Here is a 23,158-nt window from a genome sequence, read left to right as displayed (position 1 = left end):
AGAAGTACTAAGCAGCAGACCTTTCAGGCTGGGAGGGGTTCGATTGAAGGTGGACTTTGATCTGTCACCTGCCGGTTGAGTGTCGCCTGAAGCAACAGCCGTCTAGTCCAGTCAAAAAACATGGGCCACCCCCATCCGTATCACCGGATCGAGGTGGCCCATTCCAGGCCTCATAGACTTAACGTTTTCATCACTTTACATCGAACCGATCCAGGTTCATCACCTTGGTCCACGCCGCCACGAAGTCCTTCACAAATTTCTCCTTCGCGTCACTGCTCGCGTACACCTCAGCCAGCGCCCTCAATTGCGCATGAGAGCCAAAGACCAGATCAACCCGCGTGCCGGTCCACTTCACTTCACCGGTTTTGCGATCGCGTGCTTCAAACGCCTCGTTAGCCTCCGAGGTCGGTTTCCATTCCACCCCCATGTCCAGCAGGTTCTTGAAGAAGTCGTTGGTCAACGCCTCTGGCTGCTGGGTGAACACGCCGTGTTTAGTTTGCCCGACGTTGGTGTTCAACACGCGAAGACCACCCACGAGCGCGGTCATTTCAGGCGCGGTCAATGTCAGCTGTTGCGCCTTGTCGATCAGCAGATGCTCGGCCGACACGCTGTAGCGGGATTTGAGGTAGTTACGGAAGCCATCGGCGATGGGTTCGAGGAAGCCGAAAGATTCGACATCCGTCTGCTCTTGCGAGGCGTCCATCCGCCCTGGTGTGAACGGCACCGTGACGCTGTGGCCGGCGTTTTTCGCCGCCTGTTCGACACCTGCATCACCCGCCAGAACGATCAAATCCGCCAGCGAGATTTTCTTGCCGCTGTTGTTGAACTCGCTCTGGATGCTCTCGAGCTTCGCCAGCACGTTTGCCAGTTGCTCAGGCTGGTTGGCTTGCCAGGTTTTCTGCGGAGACAGACGCAGACGACCACCGTTGGCGCCGCCACGTTTGTCGGAGCCACGAAAGGTGGAAGCCGCTGCCCACGCCGTCGATACCAGCTGCGAGACGCTCAGGCCCGAAGCAAGCACTTTGCTCTTGAGTGCTGCGACGTCGCTGTCGTTGACCAACGCGTGGTCGACCTCTGGGATCGGGTCCTGCCACAGCAGTTCTTCGCTGGGCATTTCTGGCCCAAGGTAGCGGGAGAGGGGGCCCATGTCACGGTGGATCAGTTTGAACCAGGCACGGGCGAAGGCGTCGGCCAACTGATCCGGATTGGCCAGGAAGCGCCGCGAGATCGGTTCGTAGATCGGGTCGAATCGCAGGGCCAGGTCCGAAGTCAGCATCGTCGGATTACGCCGTTTGGACGGGTCGAAAGCATCCGGGATGGTACCGGCACCGGCGCCGTTTTTGGCGACCCACTGGTGCGCACCGGCCGGGCTTTTGCTCAGTTCCCAGTCGAAGCCGAACAGGTTTTCAAGGTAGTTGTTGCTCCACTTTGTAGGCGTAGTGGTCCAGGTCACTTCCAGGCCACTGGTGATGGTGTCCGGGCCTTTGCCGGTGCCGAAGCTGTTCTTCCAGCCAAAGCCCTGAGCTTCGAGGCCCGCCGCTTCGGGTTCGGCGCCGACGTTGTCGGCAGGGCCGGCGCCGTGGGTTTTGCCGAAGGCGTGGCCGCCGGCAATCAGCGCCACGGTTTCTTCGTCGTTCATTGCCATGCGGCCGAAGGTTTCGCGGATGTCTAAGGCGGATCTGACCGGGTCTGGTTCGCCTTCCGGGCCTTCGGGGTTGACGTAGATCAGGCCCATTTGCACGGCGGCCAGCGGGTTTTCGAGGTTGCGGCCGTGGTCGGTACGGCTCTCCTCATTTTTACCGGGTTCGGCGACGAGAGGGCCGTCACCGGGAGCTTCCACGGGAGCGCTTTCTTTGCCGTAGCGGGTGTCGCCGCCCAGCCATTTGTTTTCCGAGCCCCAGTAGACGTCTTCATCGGGTTCCCAGACGTCCGCACGGCCACCGGAAAAACCAAAGGTCTTGAAGCCCATGGACTCCAGCGCGACGTTGCCGGTGAGGACGATCAGGTCGGCCCAGGAGATTTTACGACCGTACTTTTGTTTGATCGGCCAGAGCAGCCGGCGCGCCTTGTCGAGGCTGACGTTATCCGGCCAGCTGTTGAGGGGTGCAAAGCGTTGCTGGCCGGAGCCGGCACCGCCACGACCGTCGCCCGTGCGGTACGTGCCAGCGGCGTGCCAGGCCATGCGTATGAACAGCGGCCCATAGTGACCGAAGTCCGCCGGCCACCAGTCTTGGGAATCGGTCATCAGCGCCGTCAGGTCGCGCTTGACCGCCTCAAAGTCCAGGGTCTTGAATTCTTCGGCGTAGTTGAAGCCCTCGTCCGTAGGGTCGGACAGGGACGAGTGCTGGTGCAGGATCTTCAGATTCAGTTGGTTCGGCCACCAATCGCGGTTCGTCGTGCCACCGCCAGCGGCGTGATTGAACGGGCATTTCGATTCATTTGCCATGTGTGAGCTACCTTTGGTCGTGTTTCATCCGGCTATCGGCCCGGGGTGGGCGTTAGATAGCAACGAGCGAACTCAATGACATAGGCTGCAGGACCCACAGTTGGATCAACTGATGGTCTGGACCACACGGGAATTGGACAGCGGCGGTGGCCCACGGGTGGCCTAGTCAAGCGTCGGGCTCATTCCTGTCTCCTTATCAGCACTAAACCGGCCAGCTTGTTCCGCCAGCGCTGGATACAGGTTAGACCCCACTTGGGAAGTCAGCTAATAGGTGGAGTATTGGGGAGTGATAGGCAGAGTCTTTTACGGGGGGCGCGGGGAGGGCCCGCGTCTATCTGGAGCTTAGACGCGGGTTTGCAGGCCTGAGCGGTTACTTGCGCACGTTCTGATACAGCATCAACCTTGAGGTTTCATGCATGGCGCGGGTCAGCGCCGACAGGCGTTTGAACTCTTCAGGGTTTTTCTCGGCAACATTGTCCCGTGGCGTCATTGAGGCCAAGTCGTGAAGGGTCGGCGAGCTGCCGTCGTGCTCCATCTGCACCATGTAGTGTTGAGTCACGCCGGCAATCAGCGGGAACGTGCCCTCACGCAATACCAGCGGCACCACGCGTTCACCCTCGGGCGCGGGCTGCTGGATATCACGGCCCATGCCGCTGTTGCGGAACTCAAGGCCGGCCATCCCCGCCACGGTGGGCAGCAAGTCCACCAGACCAACCGCTTCCTTGACCTGGCGCGTTCCGATCAAGCCAGGTGCGTGGATGATCATCGGCACCGCGTTGCTTTCCAGGCCCAGTTGCTCGTAGGCCGGTGCCAGGAACGGGATCTGCGCGATCCGGGTGTTGTGGTCACCGAACATCACGAAGATGGTGTTTTCATACCAGCCACCGGCCTTGGCGATTTCCATCAAGCGGCCGAGGTTGAAGTCCAGCAGGCGCACGGCGTTGTACTGCTCGACACTGCGCGATCCGGCAGCCTGTACTTCGTCCAGGGTCGGGTGCTTGACCTCGAAGCCGTCATTGCTCTTGGGGATCGTGAACGGGCGGTGATTGCCGGCCGTCTGCACATACGCAAAGAACGGTTTGTCCTTGGGCAGTGCTTGCAGGATCTGGTCGGTTTCCTTGAACAGGTCCAGATCGGAAATGCCCCAGACATCCACCACCGGCGATTTCCAGTCCCGCTCTTCGAACAGACGCACGCCGTCGATACTCTGCCGGATCAGGGCATTCATGTTGGCCCAGCCAGAGTTGCCGCCGATGGTGTAGATCTTCTCGTAACCGGTAAACGCATTGATCAGCGTGTTTTGCTGGGTGATCAGCGGATTACGCGTCGCGGTTTCCTGTCGCGTGACATCAGGTACCCCGCTGATGCTGGCCCAGACGGTTTTCGCGGTCCCCGTTACGGGTACGTAGAAATGCTCGAAGAACCAGCTCTGAGTGGCCAGCCGATCGAGGTTGGGCGTCGGATTGATCGGGTTGCCGTAGGCCCCGACGGCACTGGTGCCCAGCGATTCAAGCATGATGAACATCACGTTCGGGGGACGGGAACCCGGGATCTTGTACGGTTGGGGCGCCTGGTGCCGCACGAAATCAAGGGTCTGCGGGTCGGGCTTGTCGACGCCCAGGTAGTTGGCCATGACCGCGTAATGTTCGCGCACTTGCGCCTCGTCATAACGCGACTGCCCGACTTTGCCCGTATCGTAGAGAAACAGCACCGGGTTCAGGCCCAGCGCGGCGATCTGGTTATTACCCGAGAAGAACGCATCGCTCCAGCGCAACGGAACGGGGTTTTCAAGGTTCATGTTTTCGACACGACCCAAGATGCCCAGCAGCACCAAGACGACCATCAACGCGCCACCCCACGCCGCGGAGAGCTTGCGAATGACCTTGCGAGGGCGGTCCAGCGTGACGCGCTCCAGACGCACCAGGGCCAGTGTCACCAACGCGACCGTCGCCAGCCAACCCAGTGAAATCCAGATTACCGGGTAAGTCTGCCAAACCATGTCGCGGGAGATCTGCGCATCCTCGATGAAGCGCAGCACGGTGGCGTTGATCCTCACGCCCAGGTAGGCGTAATGGCCAAAGTCGATGATGTAGATCAGCAGCAGCACGCTCAGGGCTGCGACCAGGTAAACGCGTGCGATGCGGCGCAGTAGACGGCTGCTGAGCAGGTTCCAGCGAGGCATCCAGGCCAGCAACGCCAACGGCAACATCGTCAGAATGGCCAGGCGCAGATCGAAATTGAAGCCGATGCTCAGGGTTTTCCAGACGCCCTTTGTGTCGATCAGGGCGTTGGGTTCGAACCCGGAAAAGCCGAAGAAGAACACCACCCTCAGCAGTGCAAACAGCACAAACGCAATCGCTGTAGCGCCTAGCCAATAATGTAAACGTCTCGAGTGCAGCCAACCCATCCCTGATCCCCTGTTAAAAAGTCGTTAAATCTCAAACGGATTTGCATTCGTCGGCCACCGCACCACGCCGCTTGATTGAGCAGCGATACGTCCAGCGCAGGGCAAGCATCAGCAGTGCCCCGCAGCAGTACAGACCCAGCAGCGGATCAACCAGGTAATCCCAATAGTTTTGCGAAGGTTTGATCCCGACGATGAAGGCCAGGGTTGCGGTGGCCAGCATCAAGACGGCCAGGCCATTGCGCAGGTAAAACAGGCCCAGCGTGAGCGCTGCGAAGAACATCAACATGGGGCGCGGGCTGTAGCCGATCCGATAGGGGTCCACATCACTCATGCCCAGAGTGGCCGGGTACAGCACCACGGCCATCGCGGCGAAGAGGATCAATACGCCGGTTTTGCCCCGTGCCGGTGGCAACATGTCCAGCCGACGCAAGCAGCCCCACGCCATGAACACCAGGGTGGTGATCGCGAGGTCATCAATGTAGCTGCGCAAATACGCGGCCAACGACAACCCTTCCAGCGAGATGAAGCTGACGGCCAGCAACGCGGCCAGCAGTGCCATCCGCCGGGTCCTGGGCAAACCGAACGAAGGCAGCACCAGAAAGATGATCATTGCGAAGCTGACATGTGCTTGCCACAGACTGATCATTTGAGACGCTCGTTAAGCCATGCATCGTTAAAGGTAACGTGCTTGATGAAGGTGTTGTTCCAGGAATAAACCAAGTGATACATGCCGTCGGGACTGCGGATGAAGTAGGGGTATTCGTATTCGAATTCACATTCCTGGTTTTTACAGACACGGTTGTCGAGATTATCCAGGAACTCCGCTTCCAGTGATTGGCGGCGTGCGCCGCTGGAGCCGCGAAATTCTCTGCCAATGATCTCCTTGTAGGCTTCGGGAGAAAACGGCGCGCCCAGTGGATCGGGTGATTTGTCCAGGTCGCGCAACGAGCGCCAATCGTCCATTTTGGCGTCGGTCCCATAAAGGCTCAGCTTGAAGCGCCCCTCAATCAGGTCGTTGAGCGCCACCAGCAACCCATGTTCGGGTGTTGCGACGGCGGCGAGCGAGGAATTCGGATTCGAGGGGTCGAGCGGATAAGGCTCGCTCCAGGTTTGCCCTGCGTCGTCAGTGCGTGTCGCCAGAACACGGTGGTGGGTGTTGCCGGCATAACGCAGCAAGGCGATGCCTCGCTGGCCGTCCAGCGGCACCACCGTGGGCTGCAATGAATTCGTGCCGTGGCTAATGCGGAATTTGTCGATCACATCGCCGTCTGCGCTCAGGTAGAGGTACTCGGCAAACTTGCCCAGGAACTCGTGGTAGACCGGCAGGCCGATGGAACCGTCGGCATGAAACACCGGTGCCGAGCGGACCAGGGTGCTGATGTTGAGAAAGGGCGAGGTGATCAGTTGGCGCGGAGCGGACCAATGTTCACCGAAGTCGTCGGAAACCATCACATTGACCGCGCTTCCGGCCCAGCCACCCATGGACACGGAGACATAAAACAGCCACACGCGATTATCCGGCGCGAGGGCCACCACCGGGTTGCCCAGCTTGCGGATGTATTTACGAGTGCCCTGTTGGGTCGAGTCCCGAGTGGCCAATACCTGTTCAGCACCCCATTCGCCGGTTTTCGAGTCGAACCGGGCGGAGCGCACCTGTACATCGGCTGCGCCTTCGCGGGAGCCAGCAAACCAGACCGTCATCAGACTGCCGTCGGGCAGGGCGGTGACCGCCGAGGAATGCACGAAATCCACCAGCCCGGAGGAGGCGAAACGGCTGGTATAGATGGGCTTGGCCACTTTGCCGGCCACTGCCATCACGGGACTGATCAGGGCAAAGGAAGAGTGCGTATTGGCAGGATTGATGATCCACGCGGTCGCAAACAGGCAGGACAGTAGAAGGTAAGCACAGAAGGCAGGAAAACCGGGAGGTTTGATGCGCATGACTACGTTGGCATCTCATGGATCGATAAGGCGCTCAACCTAACACTTGGTAGTACACGATCGGGTTTTATGATTGGCTAAATTGTAAGCGGGTATTTGTAGCGTGCGGTCATGTCGATGCGCGGAGTTTGATTGGGTGTCTGAGACTGCCGAACTAGAGGGGTTGAGGCGGGCTGTATGACATTTTGCCGCTGGTCGCAAAGGCCGGGGTTGTCACTGTCGAGTCATTGGGGGGTGGGTTGTTTGTTCGGGCCTCTTCGCGGGCAAGCCACGCTCCCACAGGATTTGCGTCGTTCACATGAGGAGTGATCGACAAAATCCCTCTGTGGGAGCGTGGCTGCCCGCGAGTAAGGCAGCACAGACACAGAATCTTTCAGACCAGAACCCACCAGGAACCTAGTGCTGTCTGTACGTCTGTAGGGTGAAGGCATTCCCTGCCGGGTCTTTACCCTCAAGCGTTATCTCATTGTCCTTGATCATCAGGATTTTGAGTTCGTCGGAAGCGCCGGACGCTAAGCCGTCGCTAAAGGTCGGCATGGAAGGCCCGGCAAACCTGGCAACCAGCGAGGGGGGAATGGCTGTGCCGTTGATCACGTAAGACTTGGGAATCGATTTCATGTCAGCCAATGTGAACGAAAGCAGGCTGGAATCGGCCGTCCAGCTGCCGGCTCCATTTACGCTGTACTCAAGCCGGTAAGGTTTGGCTTCAACGGTTCCGTCCACAAAGACAACGCCATTGACGTTGTACCGCCCGTTGCGGAAATACTCTGTCATCCCCTTGAATTCGAACGTGCCGTTGGTGATCGGGTAGGTGTAATCGGTCATCCAGCGACCGATGAAGCGGGGATTGTTGGGGTTGGTTTCGTGAAGCGTGGCGTAAATCGTTGCAATGCCGCTTGACGCCGTAATCAAGGCCGCAAGCGCGATCCAGGCTTTAGCGGATACTTTCTTTATAGCGGTGAAACTCATTGTGATGGATTCCATTCGATTCATTTGTCGTGCGCGGACGTCTTCCATGGGAGGTGGTGATACCGCACCCCGGTGTATTGGCCGCCGGGACAGAAGTATAAAACTCAAGGCGCTAGAAGACACAAAAACGCGAGCTCACGCAGTTTCATTTGCCGCGTCATCCGACCGAACCCGCTGCACGCGCGCGGTCACCCGCGGCAACTCCCCACCTGCGTCACGTTTCAACCATTCGGCCGGTGGACAGCCAATCACGTTGAGAAAAGTACGGGAGAAAGAAGCTTGCGAGCTGTACCCAACCGACGCGGCAACCACTTTGATCTGAACCCCGTTGCGTAGCAGATCCTGGGCCACTTTCATCCGCCAGGCCGTCACGTAGCCCATTGGTGATGCACCCATGATCTGCGTGAAATACGCAGAGAATTTCGACCGGGACATGTTCGCCAGGCCAGCAAGTTTCTCGACAGTCCACAGCGCCTCCGGCGCCTGGTGAACACGTTGGAAAACCGCCCCAAGACGCCCATCCTGAAGCGCATAAAGCAGGCCGCTGGAAATCTTTTGCTCGACGACCGAACGGCGCACCAACACCACGAAAATGTACTCAAGCAACAGGTTGAGCGCTTTGGTTCTGCCGGGGGCCTGATCCTTGAATTCGGCAAGCAGTGAGCCGATCACGGGCGTGATGTTCTGCAGTTCACTGAACGGGAAAACCAGTGTTTCCTTGAGGCCCAGAGGGAAGGGTTGCAGGGCGTTGCGCCCGAACTGGAACGAGGCGCAGATTAGTTCGGCGCCGTGTGCCGAACTGGCGCGCAACTGGTAGCGGCAGCTGCTCGGGCAAAACAACACGCTGGGTTCGGTGATGGAAATCTTCGGCAGGCCGGGTTGCACCATGTCGATCCCGCCTTCACTGATGACATGGATGAACGCCATGCCAGGAGGCTTGTCGAGCACCAGCGTGCCATCGACCCTGCCAGAGAAGAACAGCCTGCCCTGAAGGTTGGTGCGTTCGAAGAATTCGGACAGGATATCCATGATAGAGACGACCGGGTAAAGACTCTGCACGTCCTGGCAAAAGCCGCGCAGGGCAGGGCAATAGGATGAAGTTCTCGCCGATGGTAGACAACGCCCCACCCGGGCGCCATGGCGCAGAGCGATTTTCCTGTTATCGACCGGAGTCCACTGTCATGAGCAACGATTCGAACCGCATCGCCCCCCAGTATGCAGACCCGGCAGAGCCTGCGCTGCCCGATCCCGGCATGAAGCTTGACCTCTCGCGGGCCGCGCTGGTGGTGATCGATCCGCAAATCGACTTCCTCAGCCCCGAAGGCGTGAGCTGGGGCGTGTTTGGAAAAAGCATCGTCGAGCACGATACTGTCAAGCACATCGGCCAGCTGTTTGCGGCTGCCAAGGGCGCGGGCATCACGGTCGCCGTTTCGCCGCACTATTACTATCCATGTGACCACGACTGGCATTTCGGCGGACCGCTTGAGAAGGTCATGCACAGTATCTGCATGTTTGATCGCAAGGGGCCGCTGACCCTCGACGGTTTCGAGAACTCCGGTGCCGACTTCATGCCCGAGTACAAGCCCTACATTCTCGACGGCAAAACCATCATCGCGTCACCGCACAAGGTGTACGGCCCGGAAACCAATGACCTGGCGTTGCAGCTGCGCAAGCACGGCGTGTCGCAAATCATTTTGGCGGGCATGGCGGCGAACCTCTGTGTCGAGTCGCACTTGCGTGAATTGCTGGAGCTTGGCTTCGAAGTGGCCGTGGTTCGGGACGCCACCGCCGGCCCGACGACTCCCGAGGGCGATGGCTACCTGGCAGCGCTGATCAACTATCGCTACATCGCCAATGCGTTGTGGAGTACGGCGCAAACGGTCGAGTTTCTTAACGGGAAATAAGCCATGACAATGGACTGCGTCTCACCATTGGGCGCAGCCTTGAAAAACTGCCTTTGGTCGGTGTACCTGAACCGCTTTCACGATGGATTGATCCATTCTGAAAGAACTCTCGGGGGGCGCTGCCATGCACTCGTTTGCCAATCTGCTGACTCCGGCGCAAGAGCAAAAGCTGCGTGCGCTCAACACCTGGCATCTTGTCCTTGAGGACTTGAAGCTGCGCATGGAGTGCCCCGATGCGTATCACGAGGCGCTGATTCGTCAGTCTGACGAGATGGATCGTCTGGGAATCGTGAGCTGGCAGGAATGGCGCGACCTCAGGGTTGAGGCCGATCAAGCGTACCTGCGCGCCATCGCGGGCGAGGATTATCACCGAGCACTAAGGAAGAGGAGCGGTTGATGAGCTTCGCCGGTGCACCGCTGAGGCTGAAGTTTGATTCGGTGTTAAACACGGAAAACGGGTTAATGGCGATGTCGATCGTTGAAACAGTCGTCGATTATCTGCGTCAACAGTCGTTGCGGCTGACCACCGCAGAATCCTGCACGGCGGGAAGTATCATCACGCTGCTGGCCCAGGTGCCCGGCAGCGGTGAGCTGATTGAAAGCGGCTACGTGGTTTACTCACCCGAGGCCAAGCAACGCTTGCTCGGCGTCAGTGCAATCACTATCGAGACCTTTAATCTCACCAGCTGCGAAGTGGCTCGGGAAATGGCCATCGGCGCGCTGCGTGACAGCCCGGCCAACGTGGCGGTGTCCACGACAGGGCTGCTGGGGCCGGAGGATGTTGATGGTATTCCAGCCGGAACGGTTTGCTTTGCATGGGCCTTCATGGCAGGGCAGGAAATGGCGGTATTCAGCCGCAAGCAGCGATTTTCTGGCGGTCGGGAGTCCGTGCTCCAGCAGGCGTCGTTGTATGCTTTGAAAGAATTGCCGACGTTTCATCAGGCCATGCTCAACGGCGAGCGGGGTTAGATGATGAAGACTTCGGTCATCCCGTTCGAGTGAGTCGGGGCTCGACAGCATGAACAAAACCATCAGCGCCCAAAATCTGGGCATCGACTTGAAGCAGGATGACGAAAGCGCCCTGTTCAAATGGTTTATCGCCAGCTTTCTGATGGGCAAGCGGATTCAGGCTGAAATCGCCGCGCAGGCGTATCGCGTCATCGTTGAACAGCACGCTCGAGATACCGCACTCAAGCTTGGGCGCTGTACGCATCGGGAACTGGTCGGCATGTTGGGCGAAGCCCACTACGTGCGTTATGACGAGACCACCGCTCGGCGATTGCTAGCGCTGAGCGCCAAACTGCACGAAGAATACGCCGGGAAGATCGGCGACATTCAACGCGCCAGTGAAAACCGCCAAGCGTTCGAAAAGCGCTTGGCGGCGTTCGAAGGGGTCGGCCCCAAGACCATCGAAATTTTCATGCGTGATGCCGGGGCCGTGCTGTATTGAATCACCCGTGTGGGCGCTCAAAACGTGCACGCCGCACCCTGGAACACCACCCGCCCAAACTGTGCATTGGCGTCCAGTGGCGTGACGGCCAGCAATTGATCCAGACGGATTTCCCGCGGGCCATCAGCCGTTTCAAGGCAGAGAAATTCTTCTTTATCGCTGGAGGTTCGCGTCGTCAGCGCTTTGGCGACCAGGCGTGAGCCGTCGTTCAACTCGACATCCAGTCGATAACCGTGCAGGCAGGCGATCTCCAGATAGTCGTGCAGATCGCAGTTCAAAGGCTGATACGCGTTCATCTCGTTACTCCTTGCACCCTTGCAGTTTGATGATGAAGTGACCTTGCTTGCTGATCGCTTCAGCGACGACTGGATTGCTTGGTTCAACGTGGCAGAACCGGCATTCATTCTGGGAAATATCTTCGTCCTGAACGCCCTGTTCATCAAGGAAGCGGCGGGCGTAGGTCTTCGCCAGGTCCGGGTTGTTGCTGTCGATCAACACATCGAAATGCAAGTAGCGGCCATCTTTGGTGCGCACGTGGGTATCGAACACTTTGATGCTCATCATTTTTCTCCTTCAGTTTTCCAAAGTTGCTTTGTTTCGAATCGATACCAAGCCTACGACAAGGCCGTTTTTTGTCAATATGGTTTTTATCCGATACTATTTATCGCCCCTATCGATTCAGGAATTTGACCGTGTTGTTCGATCTGCTGGAAAGACTGTCGAGCCTGACGCGCGTCTGGTTTCGCGAGCACCCGAAACTGACGGATCTGCAGCCGATTCAACTGAGCGCGCTGATGTACCTGGGCCGCTGCAATCGTTACTCCAACACGCCGTTGGCGGTCACCGAGTACCTGGGGCTGACCAAGGGCACCGTGTCGCAATCGCTCAAGGCGCTGGAATCCAATGGGCTGCTGATAAAGACCCCGGACGCCAAGGACAAACGCAGCGTGCACCTGGAACTGACCGCGCCGGCCAGAGCCCTGTTAAATGACGTGATGCCGCCGGATTTTCTGGTCGCTGCCGCCAAGCGTATGGGCGCTCGATCAGAGGATCTGGAAGGGTTGCTGCTGGAGCTGTTGAGGAATATCCAGCAAGGGGAAAATGTGCCGGGTTTCGGACTTTGCCGGTCTTGTCGCTTCCATCAGACAGTGGCTGGCGGGGCCTTTTGTGGGCTGACTCAGGAACCCCTTGAGTCCGGCGAAATCGATTTGATTTGCCGGGAGCATCGATTGCCCGAAGAAGTACACGAGTGAAATCGTTCTAAATTATCGACAATGACAAGGATTCCCCATGGGTTTAAGCAAACGCGATCAGGCACACATCGAGCGTCGCCTGATTGCCACCCTGACTGAAGCGTGCGAAACGGCCAAAACGCAAATCGTCGGCTTTGAATGGCTGACCCACGAAGTCGATTACGACGAATTTCCTTCCAGCCTCAGGGTTGTCTGGGTTTTCGACACCCAGACCAACAAGGATCAGGCGCTGGCGGGCGGGCAGGGCGAACGCATGGTCGAACTGACGGCTACAGCATTAAGCGAAGCGGATGTACACGTCAGATCGGTCGCGGCCCATGTGCAGTTTGATTCTGAAGAACAATGCCAGCGCGCCAATGGCGGCAATTGGCAGCAACGCCTGGCGCGCAAGCGCTAGCCCTGTAGCGAATCGGCTTCGTACCAGCACGCTTTGGACTCAATACAGGTGTGTTTCTGCTTTAAGGCCAGGAAAGGCGTATCCAGCGTACCGATCGCTATCGAAACCCAGTCCGAAAACGCCCCCTTCGAATCAGACCAGAACAGCGAAGACCCGCAGTGGGAGCAGAATTGGCGTGTGACGCCTTTGGACGATTCGTAGCCCTTGAGCACCGTTGCACCGGCAACCACTGAAACCGTCGACCTGGGAGCGCTCGCATACGTCGCGAATGCCGCTCCATGACTCTTTTGGCATTTTTTGCAATGGCAGTGGGTGACGGCTTTCAGTTCGGTGGATACGTGATATTCAACGGCGCCGCATAGGCAACTGCCTTGGTGAAGCTCGTCCATGTTCATGGGGTCCCTGATTTTCGTCGCGCTACTTTAGCGGCCCTGCGCAAGGTTTGGCGATGGCTGCAGCGATCAGAAAGCGGCGGCGCGCAATCACACTGAGGACCGGCGGCACCTACCGCATGTCGCAAAACACTGAAAGTCCGGCGTCCAGCTTCAAAGACTGGCCAGCGCAGCCGATAACGTGTTCATAAAAGCGACGTACCGAGAGGGTTACCCATGTCTATAAAATTACGTTTGTTGCTGCTGATTGGTACGAGCTTGCTCACCGCGCTGATCGTGAGCCTGGTCAGTTACGTGGGAAACACCCGGATGGCCGAAGCGGTGAAGGACAACGAGGTCAGCATGACCGCGCTGCGCAATCACCTCGAAGCCGACATGATGCACGACGCACTGCGCGCCGATGTGCTGTCCGCGATGGTGGTCGGGCTGGGCAAAAGCACCAGCAGCAAAGCCGAGGTGCGCAGTTCCATCGAGGAGCATGCGGCGCATTTTCGTGAAGTGCTGGGTGAAAACCTCAAGTTGCCGGTCAACGACACCATCAAGGCGGGCCTGAACAAGGTCAAGCCGAGCCTCGACACCTACATCAGCGCGGCCGAGCGCATTGTTGGTCTCGCGCTGGAAAATCCGGATTCGGCACAAAAGGAACTCGGCACGTTCAATACCGCGTTCAGCCAACTGGAAGACCAGATGGCCGCCCTCAGCGAGGTGATTGAAACCAACACCCAACAGACCAGCAAAGGCACCGAACAGGCCATCAGCAGTGCGAATTTCACCCTGGGTATCGTGCTCATCGCCAGCCTGTTGTTGCTACTGATCCAGGGCCGCTGGGTGATTTTGAGCATCATGGGGCCGTTACAGACCGCCAGCCGCATTGCCCAAAGCATCGCCCATGGCAACCTCAGCGAGCCTATCGTCGAACCGACCCACAAGGACGAAGCCAGCGCCTTGATTCGCAGCCTGGCCACCATGCAGCGTGACTTGCGCGGCATGATCGAGGTGGTTCGCAGCAATGCGCATGGCGTTAGCGGCATGAGCGTGCAGTTGAGCAGCGGCTGCCATCAGGTCGCCGACAGCAGCCAACAGCAAAGCGTCGCCGCCAGCACCATGGCCGCTGCCGCCAGTGAAATGACCGCCAGCATCGAGGAAATCACCCGTCACGCCGAGCGCGCGCTGAACATGGCCAACCAGGCCGAGGCATTGGCCAAGGATGGTGGTCGCGTGATCCATCAGGTGGTCAATGACATGGACGGCATTGCGCGTTCGGCGCAGCAGTCAGCCCAGGTGATTCGCACGCTGGACAAGGAGTCCGAGGGGATTTTCAGCATCATTCAGGTGATCAAGGGCATCGCCGATCAAACCAACTTGCTGGCCCTCAACGCCGCCATCGAAGCTGCTCGCGCCGGTGAGCAGGGCCGCGGTTTTGCCGTGGTGGCCGACGAAGTCCGCAGTCTCGCGGGACGCACCAGCGCCTCCACGCAGGAAATTGCCAGCATGGTCTCGCGCATCCAGCAAAGCACCCGTGAGGCGGTGACCAGCATGGAGGCGGGCGTAGCACAGGTCGACAAAGGCATGGCCGTGACGGCCGACGTCGAGCGCGCGATCCGCGAAATCCTCGAAGCCACGCTCAATACCACTGAACTGGTGAATGACATCACCCGCACGATCGGCGAGCAGAGCCTGGCCAGCAACGAAATCGCGCATCAGGTGGACATGATTGCCGGGATGTCGGAAGGCAACAGCAAGATTATTGGCCAGACGGCTTCGACGACGGATGAACTGTCGAGCCTGGCGGGTAAGCTTTCGCAGTCGGTGGATCGGTTTCGACTGTAGGCATCGTTAAAAGATCGCAAGCTCCTACAGGGGAATGCAAAACCCTTGTAGGAGCTGTCGAGTGAAACGAGACTGCGATCTGTTGATCTTAAAGGTACTTATCCGTCACCGCCCCCTCCGAAGCACTGGACACAGTCTTCGCATACTTGGCCAACACCCCGCGTTTGTATTTTGATTCCGGCCGTACCCAGCGGGTCTTGCGCTCGGCCAGATCAGCGTCAGAAACATCCACCGTGATCTGCCGGGTTTCAGCATCGATGGTGATCCTGTCGCCATCTTCGATCAGCGCAATCGGCCCGCCGTCAAAGGCTTCCGGGGTGATATGCCCCACCACGAATCCATGGGAACCACCGGAGAAGCGGCCGTCGGTGATCAGCGCGACGTCCTTGCCCAGCCCTTTGCCCATGACCGCAGACGTGGGCGAGAGCATTTCGCGCATGCCCGGCCCACCCTTGGGCCCTTCGTAGCGAATGACGATGACGTCGCCAGCCTGGACTTCGCCGTTGAGAATCCCGGCCAACGCGCCTTCTTCACCGTGGTACACGCGCGCCGTGCCTTCAAAGCGCAAACCTTCCTTGCCGGTGATCTTGGCCACCGCGCCGGTCGGCGAGAGGTTGCCGTGCAGTACCACCAGATGAGAGTCCTTTTTGACCGGCCGATCGAACGGCAGAATCACGTCCTGGCCTTCGGGGTAGTCGGGCACGTTTTCCAGGTTTTCTGCCAGAGTCTTGCCGGTCACGGTCAGCACGTCGCCGTGCAGCATGCCGGCTGCGAGCATGCGCTTCATCAACGGCTGGATGCCGCCGATGGCCACCAGCTCGCTCATCATGTACTTGCCGCTGGGGCGCAGGTCGGCCACCACTGGGGAGATCTTGCCCAACTCGACAAAATCGTCCAGCGTCAGTTCGACGTCCACTGCATGCGCCATGGCTAAAAGGTGCAGCACGGCATTGGTCGAGCCGGCGAGGGCGATCACCACGCGGATGGCGTTCTCGAACGCTTTGCGGGTCATGATGTCGCGTGGCTTGAGGTCCAGCTTGAGCAGCTCCATGACCTGCTGACCGGCGCGGAAACTGTCCGAGGCTTTATCGCTGCCGACGGCGTCCTGGGAACTGGAACCGGGCAGGCTCATGCCCAAAGCCTCGATGGCCGAGGCCATGGTGTTGGCCGTGTACATGCCGCCGCAGGAGCCGGGGCCGGGGATTGCCACTTCCTCGATCTGCTTGACCTGAATCTCGTTGATGTCACCGCGGGCGTGCTGACCCACGGCCTCGAACACGGAAATGATGTCGGTATGGCCAGCGCCCGGGCGGATGGTGCCGCCATAGACGAAGATCGACGGGCGATTCAGCCGCGCCATGCCGATCAGGCACCCCGGCATGTTCTTGTCACACCCGCCCACGGTTACTAACCCGTCGAAGCCTTCGCAACCGGCCACCACCTCGATGGAATCGGCGATCACTTCCCGGGACACCAGCGAGTACTTCATGCCTTCGGTGCCGTTGGCGATGCCGTCGGAAATGGTGATGGTGTTGAAAATGACGCCCTTGGCGCCTGCGGCATTCGCGCCTTTTTCAGCTTCAACGGCGAGTTTGTCGATGTGCATGTTGCACGGCGTGACCATCGCCCACGTCGAGGCGATGCCGATCTGCGGTTTCTTGAAGTCCTCATCCGTGAAGCCCACGGCCCGCAGCATGGAGCGGCCGGGCGCGCGCTCCACGCCGTCGACCACTTGAGAGGAGTACTTACGCAAATCGTCTTTGTCGCTCATGACGTTCCCTCCTATCCAGCTCGCTGGCCCGACCGGTATGGCCCGAAGCAACGCATAGAGTCTAGACCCGGCGGTGACAAAAATCAGTTTGCTAATCCAGCGACCCCGAACACACTTCCCGAAGACACCCACGCAACCACTGGTGCGCGGCATCGGCGTCCATTCGCGGGTGCCAGAGCATTGAAACGGTGATCACTGGCGTGGCGACCGGAAGGGGGAAACTGTGCAGGCCGGCGCGCAGCGTGTGGGTGTGACGTTCGGGCACCGTAGCGATCAGGTCCGAAGCCCGGGCCAGCGCCAGGGCCGCGGAAAAACCGCCGACGATGGTGGCGATCTCCCGGGTCAGTCCAAGCGTGTTCAATGCATCATCCATCGGCCCTTGGTCCCGTCCGCGCCGCGAGACCAGGACGTGCCGGCCGGCCGCGTACCGGGCGGGCGTGATCTTGTCCTTGCTCAGTGCATGCCCCGGCCGTACCACGCCGATGAAACGGTCCTGGTACAACGCGCGGGTGCGCACTTCCGGGCTGGTGGTGTCCGCGACAACGCCGGTTTCCAAATCGACCGTGCCGTCCCGCAACAGCGTGCTGTCCTGGTTCAGTTTCTGCAAAAAGTGCAGCCGTACCCCGGGTGCTTCTTCGCTGAGCCGGGTAATCAGCGCTGGCCCGAAGTTCTCTACAAAGCCGTCGCTGGTGCGCAGGGTGAAGGTTCGCATCAAGTGCTTGAGGTCGAGCTGCTCGGCGGGGCGCAGTACCGCTTCGGCGTGCTGCACCAGTTGGCTGACGTGTTCGCGCAGTTCCAGTGCCCGGGGCGTCGGCACCAGGCCGCGTCCGGCGCGGACCAGCAGGGGATCGCCGGTGGTTTCACGCAGTCGCGCCAGCGCCCGGCTCATCGCCGAAGGGCTCAGCCGCAGTCGTTGGGCGGCACGCGCCACACTGCCTTCGGTGAGCAGCGCATCGAGGGTAATCAGCAGGTTCAGGTCGGGAGTGGTCATGGTTCAACGTTAGCACGGCTGGGTGATGACATGGCGTCATGTGCAGGTATCAAGTGCAAGTGGTGCGTCTTCCGCCATGCCAGGCGCGGGCATACGCTGAAGGCCGACACTTCATCAAGGGCACAACCATGAAACGCACCACGCCATCCGGCTCGGCTCGCTGGGCGCTCGCCAGCCTGTCGTTGTCGATGTTGATGCCTTCACTCGACACCAGCATCGCCAATGCCGGCTTGCCAGCCTTGTCCCAGGCACTCGACGCTTCTTTCCAGCAAATCCAGTGGATCGTCCTCGCGTATCTGCTCGCAATCACCACGTTGATCGTCAGCGTCGGGCGCTTGGGCGACATCGTCGGTCGCCGTCGCTTGCTGTTGAGCGGAATCGGCATCTTTACCTTGGCTTCACTGGCCTGTGGCCTCGCGCCTTCGCTGGGGTGGCTGGTCGCCGCGCGAGCGGTGCAAGGCCTCGGCGCGGCAATCATGTTGGCGCTCACTGTGGCGTTGGTCGGTGAGACGGTGCCCAAGGCGCAGACCGGCAGCGCCATGGGAATGCTCGGCACGATGTCGGCGATCGGCACTACGCTGGGTCCGTCGCTCGGCGGTGTGTTGATCTCTGGTTTCGGCTGGCAGGCGATTTTTCTGATTAATCTGCCGTTGGGCATTTTGAATGGGGTGCTCGCGTATCGCTACTTGCCTGCGGATCGCCAAATGCCAAAGGCTCGGCGCGGCGGTTTCGACTTTGCGGGCACGCTGGTGCTAGCCTTGACGCTCGGTGCGTATGCGCTGGCAATGACAGGGGGGGAAGGCGAGTGGGGATCGCTCAACCTTGGGTTATTGCTCATCGCTGTTGCCGGGGCAGGGGTTTTCCTGTTCATCGAGGCGACGGTTGCGTCGCCCCTGATCAAACTGGCGCTGTTGCGTGATCGGGGATTGAGCGCGAGCCTGGCCATGAGCATGCTCGTCTCGACGGTGATGATGTCGACGCTGGTGGTCGGGCCGTTTTATCTCTCGGGCGCACTCGGTTTGAATGCCGCGTTGGTCGGGCTCGCGTTGTCCGTCGGTCCGCTCGTTGCGGCGTTGGCTGGCGTGCCCGCCGGCCGCTTGGTGGACCGTTTTGGTGCTCAGCGCATGACCGTTTTGGGGCTCGTCGCGATGGCGCTCGGTGCGTGTGTGCTGTCGATGATGCCGACGCGTTTCGGCGTCCTCGGCTACCTCGCGCCCATCGCTGTGATCACCGCCAGCTATGCGCTGTTTCAGGCGGCCAACAACACATTAATCATGACCGGTGTGAGCCAGGATCAGCGCGGCGTCATTGCCGGTCTGCTCAGCCTGTCACGCAATCTCGGGCTCATCACTGGCGCCTCTGTCATGGGCGCAGTGTTTACGCTGGCGGCATCGACGACCGACGTCACCCGCGCAGCCCCGGAAGCGGTCGCCCATGGCATGGCAATCACCTTTGCAGTTGCGGCGGGACTGATTGGCCTGGCGCTCGTCATTGCATTACCCGCGCTGAAAAGAGAACCCGTGGTGGCGTAACAGAGGCGAATTTACGTCACTTATGCCTAGGTTGCTCCGGGGGGACATAGAGGTGCTAAGGATTCACCCACCGGTATGACGTGAAACAGGATGCGGGTTCTGAATCGTCAACCCGGCATGCAACGAATGCCAACGCAGGGCCTCATATGAAAAGGACGGGTCCACCGGTGCAGGTACGCACGGGATGGCCACGCGCACATTGAACCCGACAACAGGTGATTGCTTTTATGACCGCGGCTGACAAAAACCATGTGACCTGGCTGGTTGAACAATCGATGCTGCATGCCGCGAGGCAACGGGCCAAGCTCTATTCGGGGCAAGGTCGGTTGTGGCAACAGCCTTACGCCCATACCCGGCCCCGTGATGCTTCGGCCCTGGCCTCGGTGTGGTTCACCGCCTACCCGGCGTCCATCGTCACCCGCGAAGACGGCAGCGTGCTGGAGGCTTTGGGCGATGAAACCTTATGGCATGCCCTGTCGAAAATCGGCATTCAAGGCATTCACAACGGGCCGCTGAAAATGTCGGGCGGCCTGACGGGCACCCAACGCACGCCGACCATTGACGGCAATTTTGACCGCATCAGTTTCGAGATCGACCCGCAACTGGGCACCGAGGCGCAGCTCCAGGCGCTGGTGCGCATGGCCGCCGCGCACAATGCGGTGATCATTGATGACGTGATCCCTTCGCACACTGGCAAAGGCGCGGACTTCCGCCTGGCCGAGATGGCCTATGAAGACTATCCGGGCCTCTACCACATGGTCGAAATCCGCGAAGAGGACTGGCCGTTGCTGCCGGACATCGCCGATGGCCGTGATGCACAAAACCTCAGTCCGTTGCAGGTCGACGTGCTCCGGGACAAGCACTACATCGTCGGCCAGTTGCAGCGGGTGATCTTCTTCGAACCCGGGGTCAAGGAAACCGACTGGAGCGCGACGCCGATCGTGATCGGCGTTGATGGCAAGCCGCGGCGCTGGGTCTATCTGCATTACTTCAAGGAAGGGCAGCCGTCGTTGAATTGGCTGGACCCGACCTTCGCCGCACAGCAGATGATCATCGGCGATGCCCTGCACGCCATTGACGTCATGGGCGCGAAAATCCTGCGCCTGGACGCCAACGGATTCCTCGGCGTGGAGCGCAAGCTTGACGGCACGGCCTGGTCTGAAAGCCATCCGTTATCGATCACCGGTAACCAGCTGCTGGCCGGGGCGATCCGCAAGGCCGGCGGTTTCAGTTTCCAGGAGCTCAACCTGACCGTCGACGACATCGCCAACATGTCCCACGGCGGCGCCGACCTTTCGTATGACTTCATCACCCGACCGGCCTACCAGCACGCGTTGCTGATGGGCGACACCGAGTTTCTGCGCTTGATGCTGCGGCAGATGCACACCCTCGGCATCGACCCCGGATCGTTGATCCATGCCTTGCAAAACCACGACGAACTGACCCTGGAACTGGTGCATTTCTGGACGCTACACGCCCATGACACCTACCTCTACCAGGGTCAGACCTTTCCGGGCAACATCCTGCGTGAACACATTCGCGAGCAGATGTACGAACGTCTGGCGGGGGAGCACGCGCCCTACAACCTCAAGTTCGTCACCAACGGTGTGTCGTGCACCACCGTCAGCATCATCACGGCAGCGCTGGGGATACGTGATCTCGACGCGATGACGGCGGCGGACATCCAACAGATTCGCCAGGTGCATTTGCTGTTGGTGATGTACAACGCCATGCAACCGGGCGTATTCGCGCTGTCGGGCTGGGACCTGGTCGGCGCGCTGCCGTTGCCGGCCGAACAGGTCGAGCACTTAATGGGGGACGGCGACACCCGCTGGATTCATCGTGGCGCCTACGATCTGGTGGACCTCAATCCGGATGCAACATTGTCCGCAGGGCAAATGCCGCGTCCGAAGGCCTTGTACGGCAGCCTGCCCAGCCAATTGAAAGACCCGGATTCGTTCGTCTCGCAACTCAAAAAAATCCTCGCCGCGCGCCGCGCCTACGATATCGCCGCCAGTCGGCAGATCCTTATTCCGGACGTTCAGCACCCGGGGCTGCTGGTCATGGTCCACGAATTGCCGGCGGGTAAAGGCACGCAAATCACTGCGCTGAACTTCGGCTCGACGCCGATCACCGAAACCTTGCACCTACCCAACATTGCGCCGGGCCCGGTGGTCGACATCATCAACGAGCGAGTCGAAGGTGATCTCACGCCTGAGGGTGATTTCACCATTACGCTGGACGCCTACGAAGGGTTGGCACTGCGCGTGGTGAGCAGTTCGCCGATGATTTGAGGGCGTTGGCAGGTGTCAGGGGACAAGGTCCTGACGCCTGATCGTCCGCCCTCCGGGTGGGCGCTAATCAGCCTCGACACGCTTGAAGGACAATGAAAGGATTTTCTTGATGTACCGGGCCATGGGGGTTTCTATCTGTGTGTGAACGATATAAGACGCACTGATCATCAAGGCGATGGTGCCCCACAGTAGTAGGTGCGGGTTTACAGCCGGATAAGCAATGTTAAAGATCATAAAGCCGATCATTTGATGGAGCAGGTAGAGGGGATAAGTGAGCGCGCCTAATGCCGTCCAGTTCAATGCGCCGATGGCTGCCGTTTTATTCGTTGCGATCAAAAGAAAGGTCATGAAGAACAAGATAATCATGCTGGATACGATCACGAGATCGAATTCGGTTGAATATTTTGATTCGAGCAGTTGGGCCCAGACAATGGCGGTGTAGTTGGCCAATGCCAATGAACCCACCAACAGGAGCAAACGTGTCGTTGTGAACCCCTTGGCCCAGGTCATGTAGAACGTCGAGCCCGCGATGAAATAGGCCGCGTAATCGGTAATTAATATCGAGCGCAGCTTTTCAAAAGCGAGCACTTCTGCGGTGGCGGAGACCAACAGCCACAGTACGAGGAAGGTCTCTATTTTTTCTATTTTCTTGAAGCCCAACAGAATGGAGATCATCAGGTAGAACTTTATTTCGACAAACAGCGACCAGTAGACCCCGTCTATCGGCGGCACACCCATCAAGTCGCCAAGGAATGTCATGTTGATCATGTATTGATAGAGGTCAGCCGTGAATCTTGGCCGGCCAATGGCAAGCGTGATCAGGAAAGTAAGGGTGCAGCACACCCAGAACGCAGGGCAAAGACGAACGACACGGGATATAAAAAATACCCTGAGGTTATTGCTCGACGCGGTCATCAGAATGACGAAGCCGCTGATCATGAAAAAAAGTTCGACGCCCAGATAACCGTATTTGGCAGGCTCGGCCAATAACGGGTAGGGCATTACCGACATGTCGCCTTTTGCATACCCGCGAAAAGCATAGTGAAAAAACACGACGGCGATTGCCGCGAGGAAGCGCAGCAAGTCCAGTTCTTTCAGCCGGCGTTTGATCATGTCTATGCGCTCCAGACGTGTTAGCGCTGAATGGAAACTGACCACGTTGCCGATTGAAATTTGACCCGGGCTGAACGCTATAGCAGCAGTAGCGCTTCGTGGAGTTTTATTGAAGGTGTCATGCCTTCTTTTTTGCGTCGGCTGTCGAGCCAGCGTCTGGTTTTATCTATATCGAAGATCTGGCCTTGATCCATCAAGGTCAAAAGGAGCTCATCGGACACCCGATAACGCCCGCAGTCCGGGCAATCCCTTTCCTCCCAAGGGCCCTGACACTGAATGCGTTCCGCCACGCCGACACAGATAAGGCAATTCATCGTGATCATCCATTCTTGTTATTTAACCGTCGCCCGTGAGCCGGTTGTGACGTCCGCTACGGGAATCGTCGGTGGCACGGAGGAGGCAGGAACCCGGTCGACTCCTGTGGTCGAAAGAAAGTTCAGGACGGTGGCGCTGTCAGGTTAAACAGGT

At 59.1% G+C, this 23,158-nt stretch carries 22 protein-coding genes and 1 pseudogene; 10 read left to right on the top strand and 13 right to left on the bottom strand.

Features of this window, described 5'->3' with window-relative positions:
• Positions 1–190: 190 nt before the first annotated feature.
• From katG to K0F88_RS09115, 6 genes are all read right to left on the bottom strand, one after another.
• Positions 191–2,446, bottom strand: coding sequence for a catalase/peroxidase HPI (katG, locus tag K0F88_RS09140; protein WP_094471863.1), 2,256 nt, complete (start codon positions 2,444–2,446; stop codon positions 191–193).
• A 370-nt stretch (positions 2,447–2,816) separates the two neighbouring features.
• Positions 2,817–4,853, bottom strand: a complete 2,037-nt coding sequence (locus K0F88_RS09135) for an LTA synthase family protein (RefSeq protein WP_219094878.1) — start codon at positions 4,851–4,853, stop codon at positions 2,817–2,819.
• 31 nt (positions 4,854–4,884) lie between these two features.
• Entirely contained in the window at positions 4,885–5,499 is a 615-nt protein-coding gene (locus K0F88_RS09130) for a hypothetical protein (protein ID WP_094471865.1), read from the bottom strand.
• The gene (locus K0F88_RS09125; RefSeq protein WP_219094877.1) at positions 5,496–6,794 is read right to left on the bottom strand and encodes an exo-alpha-sialidase; all 1,299 of its coding nucleotides are present in this window, start codon (positions 6,792–6,794) and stop codon (positions 5,496–5,498) included. Before K0F88_RS09125 ends, K0F88_RS09130 begins: the two co-directional genes overlap by 4 nt.
• A gap of 396 nt (positions 6,795–7,190) precedes the next feature.
• Positions 7,191–7,763 (bottom strand): hypothetical protein, encoded by a 573-nt coding sequence (locus K0F88_RS09120; RefSeq protein WP_219094876.1) that lies wholly within the window; start codon positions 7,761–7,763, stop codon positions 7,191–7,193.
• Positions 7,764–7,898: 135 nt separating this feature from the next.
• Positions 7,899–8,792, bottom strand: coding sequence for an AraC family transcriptional regulator (locus K0F88_RS09115; RefSeq protein ID WP_094471868.1), 894 nt, complete (start codon positions 8,790–8,792; stop codon positions 7,899–7,901).
• A 152-nt stretch (positions 8,793–8,944) separates the two neighbouring features.
• Here K0F88_RS09115 and K0F88_RS09110 point away from each other — a divergent pair, with 152 nt between their 5' ends.
• The 4 genes from K0F88_RS09110 to K0F88_RS09095 all read left to right on the top strand — a co-directional run bounded on the left by K0F88_RS09110 (position 8,945) and on the right by K0F88_RS09095 (position 11,117).
• Positions 8,945–9,667, top strand: a complete 723-nt coding sequence (locus K0F88_RS09110; protein WP_010455367.1) for a cysteine hydrolase family protein — start codon at positions 8,945–8,947, stop codon at positions 9,665–9,667.
• Between the two features lie 124 nt (positions 9,668–9,791).
• The gene (locus K0F88_RS09105; RefSeq protein ID WP_094471869.1) at positions 9,792–10,064 is read left to right on the top strand and encodes a hypothetical protein; all 273 of its coding nucleotides are present in this window, start codon (positions 9,792–9,794) and stop codon (positions 10,062–10,064) included.
• Between the two features lie 71 nt (positions 10,065–10,135).
• Positions 10,136–10,636 (top strand): CinA family protein, encoded by a 501-nt coding sequence (locus K0F88_RS09100; protein ID WP_094471905.1) that lies wholly within the window; start codon positions 10,136–10,138, stop codon positions 10,634–10,636.
• A gap of 49 nt (positions 10,637–10,685) precedes the next feature.
• Positions 10,686–11,117, top strand: a complete 432-nt coding sequence (locus K0F88_RS09095) for a DNA methylase (RefSeq protein WP_219094875.1) — start codon at positions 10,686–10,688, stop codon at positions 11,115–11,117.
• 17 nt (positions 11,118–11,134) lie between these two features.
• Here K0F88_RS09095 and K0F88_RS09090 read toward each other — a convergent pair whose 3' ends face one another.
• On the bottom strand, positions 11,135–11,413 hold the full coding sequence (locus K0F88_RS09090) for a Rho-binding antiterminator (protein WP_219094874.1): 279 nt from the start codon (positions 11,411–11,413) through the stop codon (positions 11,135–11,137).
• Between the two features lie 4 nt (positions 11,414–11,417).
• Positions 11,418–11,678 (bottom strand): DUF2024 family protein, encoded by a 261-nt coding sequence (locus K0F88_RS09085; RefSeq protein WP_219094873.1) that lies wholly within the window; start codon positions 11,676–11,678, stop codon positions 11,418–11,420.
• 125 nt (positions 11,679–11,803) lie between these two features.
• Here K0F88_RS09085 and K0F88_RS09080 point away from each other — a divergent pair, with 125 nt between their 5' ends.
• Positions 11,804–12,370, top strand: coding sequence for a MarR family winged helix-turn-helix transcriptional regulator (locus K0F88_RS09080; RefSeq protein WP_219094872.1), 567 nt, complete (start codon positions 11,804–11,806; stop codon positions 12,368–12,370).
• Between the two features lie 37 nt (positions 12,371–12,407).
• On the top strand, positions 12,408–12,767 hold the full coding sequence (locus K0F88_RS09075; protein WP_094471870.1) for a hypothetical protein: 360 nt from the start codon (positions 12,408–12,410) through the stop codon (positions 12,765–12,767).
• On the opposite strand, the gene K0F88_RS09070 is transcribed toward K0F88_RS09075, so the two are convergent.
• Positions 12,764–13,156: a GFA family protein gene (locus K0F88_RS09070; protein WP_219094871.1), complete on the bottom strand. Its 393-nt coding sequence runs from the start codon at positions 13,154–13,156 to the stop codon at positions 12,764–12,766. The two genes, K0F88_RS09075 and K0F88_RS09070, sit on opposite strands and share 4 nt — an antisense overlap.
• Positions 13,157–13,375: 219 nt before the next feature.
• Between K0F88_RS09070 and K0F88_RS32960 the strand changes: the two are divergent.
• Positions 13,376–14,131 (top strand): annotated as a pseudogene (locus K0F88_RS32960) (MCP four helix bundle domain-containing protein); the annotation flags it as partial.
• On the top strand, positions 14,126–14,989 hold the full coding sequence (locus K0F88_RS32955) for a methyl-accepting chemotaxis protein (protein WP_374039713.1): 864 nt from the start codon (positions 14,126–14,128) through the stop codon (positions 14,987–14,989). The pseudogene K0F88_RS32960 and the gene K0F88_RS32955, both read left to right, overlap by 6 nt.
• A gap of 88 nt (positions 14,990–15,077) precedes the next feature.
• Here K0F88_RS32955 and ilvD read toward each other — a convergent pair whose 3' ends face one another.
• Entirely contained in the window at positions 15,078–16,760 is a 1,683-nt protein-coding gene (gene ilvD / locus K0F88_RS09060; protein ID WP_094471873.1) for a dihydroxy-acid dehydratase, read from the bottom strand.
• 91 nt (positions 16,761–16,851) lie between these two features.
• Positions 16,852–17,751, bottom strand: a complete 900-nt coding sequence (locus tag K0F88_RS09055) for a LysR family transcriptional regulator (protein ID WP_094471874.1) — start codon at positions 17,749–17,751, stop codon at positions 16,852–16,854.
• A 128-nt stretch (positions 17,752–17,879) separates the two neighbouring features.
• Here K0F88_RS09055 and K0F88_RS09050 point away from each other — a divergent pair, with 128 nt between their 5' ends.
• The gene (locus tag K0F88_RS09050) at positions 17,880–19,283 is read left to right on the top strand and encodes an MFS transporter (RefSeq protein ID WP_094471875.1); all 1,404 of its coding nucleotides are present in this window, start codon (positions 17,880–17,882) and stop codon (positions 19,281–19,283) included.
• A 227-nt stretch (positions 19,284–19,510) separates the two neighbouring features.
• The gene (gene treS / locus K0F88_RS09045; RefSeq protein ID WP_219094870.1) at positions 19,511–21,577 is read left to right on the top strand and encodes a maltose alpha-D-glucosyltransferase; all 2,067 of its coding nucleotides are present in this window, start codon (positions 19,511–19,513) and stop codon (positions 21,575–21,577) included.
• A 63-nt stretch (positions 21,578–21,640) separates the two neighbouring features.
• Here the strand turns inward: treS and K0F88_RS09040 are convergent, their stop codons facing one another.
• Together K0F88_RS09040 and K0F88_RS09035 are read right to left on the bottom strand one after the other, a co-directional pair.
• Positions 21,641–22,690: an acyltransferase gene (locus K0F88_RS09040; RefSeq protein ID WP_219094869.1), complete on the bottom strand. Its 1,050-nt coding sequence runs from the start codon at positions 22,688–22,690 to the stop codon at positions 21,641–21,643.
• Between the two features lie 77 nt (positions 22,691–22,767).
• Positions 22,768–23,004 (bottom strand): hypothetical protein, encoded by a 237-nt coding sequence (locus K0F88_RS09035; protein ID WP_219094868.1) that lies wholly within the window; start codon positions 23,002–23,004, stop codon positions 22,768–22,770.
• Positions 23,005–23,158 lie beyond the last annotated feature (154 nt).

The organism is Pseudomonas sp. UMAB-40, assembly GCF_900095275.1.
In the GTDB taxonomy this organism is placed as follows: domain Bacteria; phylum Pseudomonadota; class Gammaproteobacteria; order Pseudomonadales; family Pseudomonadaceae; genus Aquipseudomonas; species Aquipseudomonas mandelii_B.
The sequence above is the reverse complement of the archived record's forward strand: the minus strand, read 5'-3'. Positions and strand labels throughout refer to the sequence as shown.

Excerpts from the sequence above, each read along its gene's own strand:
- K0F88_RS09090 (WP_219094874.1), bottom strand. The coding sequence starts at position 11,413 with ATGAACGCGTATCAGCCTTTGAACTGCGATCTGCACGACTATCTGGAG.
- ilvD (WP_094471873.1), bottom strand. The coding sequence starts at position 16,760 with ATGAGCGACAAAGACGATTTGCGTAAGTACTCCTCTCAAGTGGTCGAC.
- K0F88_RS09120 (WP_219094876.1), bottom strand. The coding sequence starts at position 7,763 with ATGAGTTTCACCGCTATAAAGAAAGTATCCGCTAAAGCCTGGATCGCG.
- katG (WP_094471863.1), bottom strand. The coding sequence starts at position 2,446 with ATGGCAAATGAATCGAAATGCCCGTTCAATCACGCCGCTGGCGGTGGC.
- K0F88_RS09040 (WP_219094869.1), bottom strand. The coding sequence starts at position 22,690 with ATGATCAAACGCCGGCTGAAAGAACTGGACTTGCTGCGCTTCCTCGCG.
- K0F88_RS09105 (WP_094471869.1), top strand. The coding sequence starts at position 9,792 with ATGCACTCGTTTGCCAATCTGCTGACTCCGGCGCAAGAGCAAAAGCTG.
- K0F88_RS09050 (WP_094471875.1), top strand. The coding sequence starts at position 17,880 with ATGAAACGCACCACGCCATCCGGCTCGGCTCGCTGGGCGCTCGCCAGC.
- K0F88_RS09115 (WP_094471868.1), bottom strand. The coding sequence starts at position 8,792 with ATGGATATCCTGTCCGAATTCTTCGAACGCACCAACCTTCAGGGCAGG.
- K0F88_RS09125 (WP_219094877.1), bottom strand. The coding sequence starts at position 6,794 with ATGCGCATCAAACCTCCCGGTTTTCCTGCCTTCTGTGCTTACCTTCTA.
- K0F88_RS09070 (WP_219094871.1), bottom strand. The coding sequence starts at position 13,156 with ATGGACGAGCTTCACCAAGGCAGTTGCCTATGCGGCGCCGTTGAATAT.
- K0F88_RS09135 (WP_219094878.1), bottom strand. The coding sequence starts at position 4,853 with ATGGGTTGGCTGCACTCGAGACGTTTACATTATTGGCTAGGCGCTACA.
- K0F88_RS09035 (WP_219094868.1), bottom strand. The coding sequence starts at position 23,004 with ATGAATTGCCTTATCTGTGTCGGCGTGGCGGAACGCATTCAGTGTCAG.
- K0F88_RS09075 (WP_094471870.1), top strand. The coding sequence starts at position 12,408 with ATGGGTTTAAGCAAACGCGATCAGGCACACATCGAGCGTCGCCTGATT.
- K0F88_RS32955 (WP_374039713.1), top strand. The coding sequence starts at position 14,126 with ATGCAGCGTGACTTGCGCGGCATGATCGAGGTGGTTCGCAGCAATGCG.
- treS (WP_219094870.1), top strand. The coding sequence starts at position 19,511 with ATGACCGCGGCTGACAAAAACCATGTGACCTGGCTGGTTGAACAATCG.
- K0F88_RS09095 (WP_219094875.1), top strand. The coding sequence starts at position 10,686 with ATGAACAAAACCATCAGCGCCCAAAATCTGGGCATCGACTTGAAGCAG.
- K0F88_RS09110 (WP_010455367.1), top strand. The coding sequence starts at position 8,945 with ATGAGCAACGATTCGAACCGCATCGCCCCCCAGTATGCAGACCCGGCA.
- K0F88_RS09055 (WP_094471874.1), bottom strand. The coding sequence starts at position 17,751 with ATGACCACTCCCGACCTGAACCTGCTGATTACCCTCGATGCGCTGCTC.
- K0F88_RS09100 (WP_094471905.1), top strand. The coding sequence starts at position 10,136 with ATGTCGATCGTTGAAACAGTCGTCGATTATCTGCGTCAACAGTCGTTG.
- K0F88_RS09085 (WP_219094873.1), bottom strand. The coding sequence starts at position 11,678 with ATGAGCATCAAAGTGTTCGATACCCACGTGCGCACCAAAGATGGCCGC.
- K0F88_RS09130 (WP_094471865.1), bottom strand. The coding sequence starts at position 5,499 with ATGATCAGTCTGTGGCAAGCACATGTCAGCTTCGCAATGATCATCTTT.